Origin of the sequence: Microcystis sp. LE18-22.4A, assembly GCF_027531105.1 — a bacterium.
GTDB lineage: Bacteria > Cyanobacteriota > Cyanobacteriia > Cyanobacteriales > Microcystaceae > Microcystis > Microcystis aeruginosa.
The window spans coordinates 1-4,532 of record NZ_JAPZRB010000206.1 but is presented as its reverse complement, the minus strand read 5'-3'; the positions used below and the strand labels follow the sequence as shown (position 1 = coordinate 4,532).

The following is a 4,532-nucleotide window of genomic DNA, read 5'->3' as shown; positions in this document are numbered from 1 at the left end:
ATTGTCTATCTTTTGGCATTAACCTGTTTGTGCTTTAAGTCTTTCCCTATATGGATTTCAGCTACTTTTGAGCGTAGGCGCTCTCATCGAATTTTATTTTAAGTTAATTATTTGCATAACAATTCCCGAAGAGCCTGAATTTTATCTTAATCGCATTTTCGGGATTATATGTTTGATGTTAATTAAAAAAGCGATCGCATCCATCTAAGGGTGTCATTCTTCCCCGTTCCCCAATAGCATCAGGTAGGGGTTTTCTTCGGAAAATTTAAGCTGATCTAACTGGACTTCCCCCATACAGAAATACTAAAAAATTAACAAAACCCTTACTGCAGGTCGCTTCTCAGAAAAAATTGAAAAGAGGCTACTGGGTACATTTTTCCCTTGAAAATGGCTGTACCGTTTACTGTATCTGGAGTAGAGCGATTCCGTAGAGTTGGCTGTATAGTGATCGCTAACCTTATTGTAACAGATGGTGTCATTAATCTCTAGAGTCAGCGATTCCCTCTGTAGCCATGTTTTTGATGGTTTTCTGCCCCGAAACAAGCTATAATGGTCGAAAGGTCAAATTTGAAAATTTTTGCCTCAAACCCTATCTGCGTAAGGACTTCAGGATTTTGTACCCAGTAGTTCATTAGTATTATGTTGCTTTAACTCAGGCTCTGTAAGACTTTTAGCCATAGCTAGTATGTTTATACGGGGGAAGTCCAGAGCTAAGCTTAACAAAAACTTCACACAACTTCACAAACAACTATTGACGAGAAGATGTCAAGGCCGGTTAATTAAATTAATTAAAATCATTGGGGGATATACCCCATGAAAACCAAAAAACTGACACCCCGCAATGCTGCTCCTGTGCAACGGGAAAATACCGCTACCGTCTCTCGTGATGGCAATGCGATCGCTCCCCTTATTACGTCCCGATGGATTCCTTTTGCGGGAGACGACGCAGAGTAGTCCCCTTGATTCTAGCACGAACCTCAAATCAGGTCAAAAGTCTTTTTCTCCTTGCCAAGGCGCACGGTTGCTTCCTTGTAATTGACGGTGGAGAAGCAAGGGGTCAGGGGAGAGAGGGAGCAGGGGAGTACAGGTTTTTGCTCTTCTCGGTTCCCCTTTTCCTTGACTCGCGAGTGCTAGAAGACTTAGATTCAGGGAGATAAACCCGAAAATCTGTTAAAAATATAAGATGCCAAAAAGTCTGCGCTATAATACTCGATTAGGATGATATAAAGGTAATCAGGAGAAGCGATGAACACTATCCAACTGACACCAGAAATAGAAGATTTGATTGCTCAACAAATTAAAACAGGAAAATATCAAGATGATTTAGCCGTTATTCAAGAGGGATTGCGTTTATTGGCAGAAAGAGACAGAATTTACCGAGGAAGATTTGAAGAATTGAAACGGGAAGTTATGATTGGCGTTGAGGAATTAAGACGACAGAAAGGAATTAATGCCGAAGAGGTTTTTTCAGAATTAGAAGAGGATTTACAACAAATAGAGGCTAAGGGTTTCCCGATGAGTCAGAAATAATATCAAAGATTATTTTCTCACCCTCAGCTAGATTGGATTTAAAGCAAGTTAATAGTTACTTGGCTGGGAAAAATCCGCAAGCTGCTAGAATTTTAAAAGAAAAAATCCAACAGGCTTGTAAAAAATTAGCTAAATTCCCCAATCTGGGACGTAGGCGCGATGAGTTAATCCCTAGTTTACGAAGTTTTCCTGTAGAAGATTATCTGATATTTTATTTCCCTCTTGAAAACGGAATTGAAATCGCAAGAGTAGTTAGTGGATATAGAGATTTAGATGCTATGTTTGATCTTGATTAAGAAAGCGATCGCATCAATCTAAGGGTGTCATTCTTCCCTGCTCCCCAGTAGCATCGGCTGGGGTTTTCTTTGGGGAAATTTAAGCTGATCTAAGCTTCACAAAAACTTCCCAAAACTCCACCGAAAAAAAACTCTTGACTCGGGAAAAAAGAACTGGTAAATTTGACTTAAAATTATGGAGGATATACCCCATGAAAACCAAAAAACTGACCCCTAGTAACGCTGCTCCTGTCCAACGGGAAAATACCGCTACCGTCTCTCGTGATGGCAATGCGATCGCTCCCCAGTTTGATTACAACAACGGGCCGGATCCTTTTGCGGGAGACGACGCAGAGTAGTCCCCTTGATTCTAGCAGGAACCTCAAATCAGGTCAAAAGTCTTTTTCTCCTTGCCAAGGCGCACGGTTAGCCTCAAGGAATTGACGCACAATCCCGTGGTGATTCGGGGGTTTCGGATACCGGGCATCGGTGGAGAAGCAAGGGAGCAGGGGAGCAGAGGTTGTTTCTCTTCTCGGTCCCCCTTTTCCTTGATTCACCAGTGTTAGAAGACTTAGGTTCAGGGAGATGAACCCGTGCCAATATCTTACTTCCCCAGGGTTATCGGATAGCGGTGTTCTTCTCCTTGGGTTTGTCCCTTTGACAGAATTAGATGAGCTATGATTAAAGTAAGATTTACTTATTCATACATCACAAATGACTCAGATTACTATTAATTTACCAGTCAGTTTACTTGAATCAGCCCAATGTTTAGGAAAGGCTACAGAACGAGAGTTATCAGAGGTTTTAATTGATACCTTAGAAATCATTTTGCCTACCTTTAATAATCTCTCAGCTGTGGGCAATCATCTTGAAGTTTCCCATCTTTTAGATTCCGAAGTTATTGAATTAGCTAATTCAAAAATGGATGCTGTTCAGAATCAACGCTTAGGAGAGTTACAAGCTAAGGGGAAAAATACGGGCTTAACCGAAGCCGAAGGCTATGAATTATTAGTTTTAATCTCAATTTACCAAATGGGACAATTAAGAAAGTCAATAGCCTTAGCTGAAGCCGTTAAACGAGGTTTGAGAGAGCCTTTAATACCATGAGTTTTCTCACAGAAACCTTACGCCAAAAAGTTAAACAACGGGCAGGAAATCGCTGTGAATATTGCCTAAGTCACCAGGATTATATTATGGGGAGATTACAAATTGATCATATCCAACCTTTAGCTAAAGGTGGTGCTAATACAGAAGATAATTTATGTTTAGCTTGTGAATTATGTAATCAATATAAATGGACTCAAACTGAAGCTATTGATCCCAAATCTGAGGTGTTGGTTTCCTTATTTAATCCTCGCCTTCAAAAATGGCAAGAACATTTTACTTGGACTCAAGAAGGAACGGAAATTATGGGAGTAACGGCTTGTGGTCGAGCAACAATTGTAGCTTTAAGATTAAATAGTAATCTGGCTGTTATTGTGCGTAAAAATTGGGTTAAAGCTGGTTGGCATCCACCTAATTTGCAGACGGAATCTCACCTTACCTAAAATATTCCTTTAACAATCTAAAAACTGGCCATTATGATAGTTGCTGACATTCAAAAAAGCTTCCTCAAAGAGCAAAGGCTACAATTTATTCGTAACCATCAACAAGCTTTCGATGTTGAGCCGATTTATCCTTTACGGCTGTTTGAAGATTTCGTGATGGGGGTTGAGGGCGATTGTAGTATTGAAGCCTCTTGTAAGATAGAATTAGATAAACTCATTGCCTCAAGGTTTATGCTCTTTTTTAAAGATAAAGCTCAAGAATGGCAAAAATATCTAGCGCAGTCTTTAGCTTTTTTTCGGCAAGTTGAAAACCGAGTTGGTGTTAAATTAGACTATTCTTTATTACAGCAGTTCTTAGGACTTAATTTTAATTTCAGTAAAATCACGGTTTTCAGTACGGGTATTGATTTAAGGACTAATCTTGCTGATTCTAGTTTAAAAATGCACATCAGGCTAAAAGATTATCCTGAAAAAATCAACCAAGCGTTATTGTTAACCAGTGATAGTGATGATTTAATAGCTGTACGAGATTTTCTTTCCATTGTCGGCTTTGATTTCTATTTTGATGGCCGTAGTGCGATCAAAATTTACCCTGAAGTTGCAGAAACAGACTTTTTTAAACCAGAAACTCAAGACAAAGTATGGCGACATCTTCCCAAATTTGTTTTAGAACCTCTTAAAGCAACAAGCTTATTTGGTTTTGGCTTTTCCAAAACAAATAATAACCCAGTTCTTTACTACCGTCTCAAAAATCGTCAAGATTTAACCAATTACTTCAAGCTTAATGATACCGCCCAAAGAGTTCATAGCTTTTATCAGCATCAAGATATTTTATCTGGTATGTGGGTAGGTACAGCCCAACAAGAATTAGAAAAAACGAGAATTGAAAATGTTATACTTTACTATTATAAGTATTTTGGAATGGAGTAAATCTTATGTTAACCACTAAACTTCCCTGATGTCAAGATACTCAAAAAGATAAAACTGCTAATGGAGACAATCAATAATGCAAAGTATTCACGCCTTAAAACAACTCTATGAGCTTGATGACTCTCAATGGCTAGGAGAAACCATTAGCTTGCTTAGAAATCATCAATTTCAACAGCTAGACTTAGAACATTTAATCGAGGAATTAGAGGATTTGGGCAAAGAAAAGAAAAATGCAGTAGCCAGTCTTTTA

9 protein-coding genes are annotated in these 4,532 nt (G+C 38.9%); all 9 read left to right on the top strand.

All coding sequences use genetic code 11. The features are described from left to right. The first annotated feature begins 67 nt into the window (after window positions 1-67). A complete protein-coding gene (locus O9295_RS09105; protein ID WP_288032736.1) occupies window positions 68-208 on the top strand; it encodes a hypothetical protein in 141 nt (46 codons plus the stop codon). Window positions 209-813: 605 nt separating this feature from the next. Further along, window positions 814-954 (top strand): anacyclamide/piricyclamide family prenylated cyclic peptide, encoded by a 141-nt coding sequence (locus O9295_RS09100; RefSeq protein ID WP_288032735.1) that lies wholly within the window; start codon window positions 814-816, stop codon window positions 952-954. 291 nt (window positions 955-1,245) lie between these two features. After that, window positions 1,246-1,530 carry a ribbon-helix-helix domain-containing protein gene (locus O9295_RS09095; protein ID WP_288032734.1) on the top strand — a complete coding sequence of 95 codons (285 nt, stop codon included), beginning with the start codon at window positions 1,246-1,248 and terminating at the stop codon, window positions 1,528-1,530. Next, on the top strand, window positions 1,530-1,826 hold the full coding sequence (locus tag O9295_RS09090) for a type II toxin-antitoxin system RelE/ParE family toxin (RefSeq protein WP_149978883.1): 297 nt from the start codon (window positions 1,530-1,532) through the stop codon (window positions 1,824-1,826). The genes O9295_RS09095 and O9295_RS09090 overlap by 1 nt, the downstream gene beginning before the upstream one ends. Window positions 1,827-2,017: 191 nt before the next feature. After that, entirely contained in the window at window positions 2,018-2,164 is a 147-nt protein-coding gene (locus O9295_RS09085; protein ID WP_288032733.1) for an anacyclamide/piricyclamide family prenylated cyclic peptide, read from the top strand. Between the two features lie 355 nt (window positions 2,165-2,519). Further along, entirely contained in the window at window positions 2,520-2,912 is a 393-nt protein-coding gene (locus tag O9295_RS09080; RefSeq protein ID WP_002802535.1) for a hypothetical protein, read from the top strand. Beyond that, a complete protein-coding gene (locus O9295_RS09075; RefSeq protein ID WP_002802537.1) occupies window positions 2,909-3,352 on the top strand; it encodes an HNH endonuclease in 444 nt (147 codons plus the stop codon). Before O9295_RS09080 ends, O9295_RS09075 begins: the two co-directional genes overlap by 4 nt. Before the next feature lie 33 nt (window positions 3,353-3,385). Next, entirely contained in the window at window positions 3,386-4,282 is an 897-nt protein-coding gene (locus O9295_RS09070) for a DUF5838 family protein (protein ID WP_288032731.1), read from the top strand. A gap of 76 nt (window positions 4,283-4,358) precedes the next feature. Then, window positions 4,359-4,532 (top strand): DUF29 family protein (locus tag O9295_RS09065; RefSeq protein WP_288032737.1); only part of this gene is annotated, 174 nt, incomplete at its 3' end.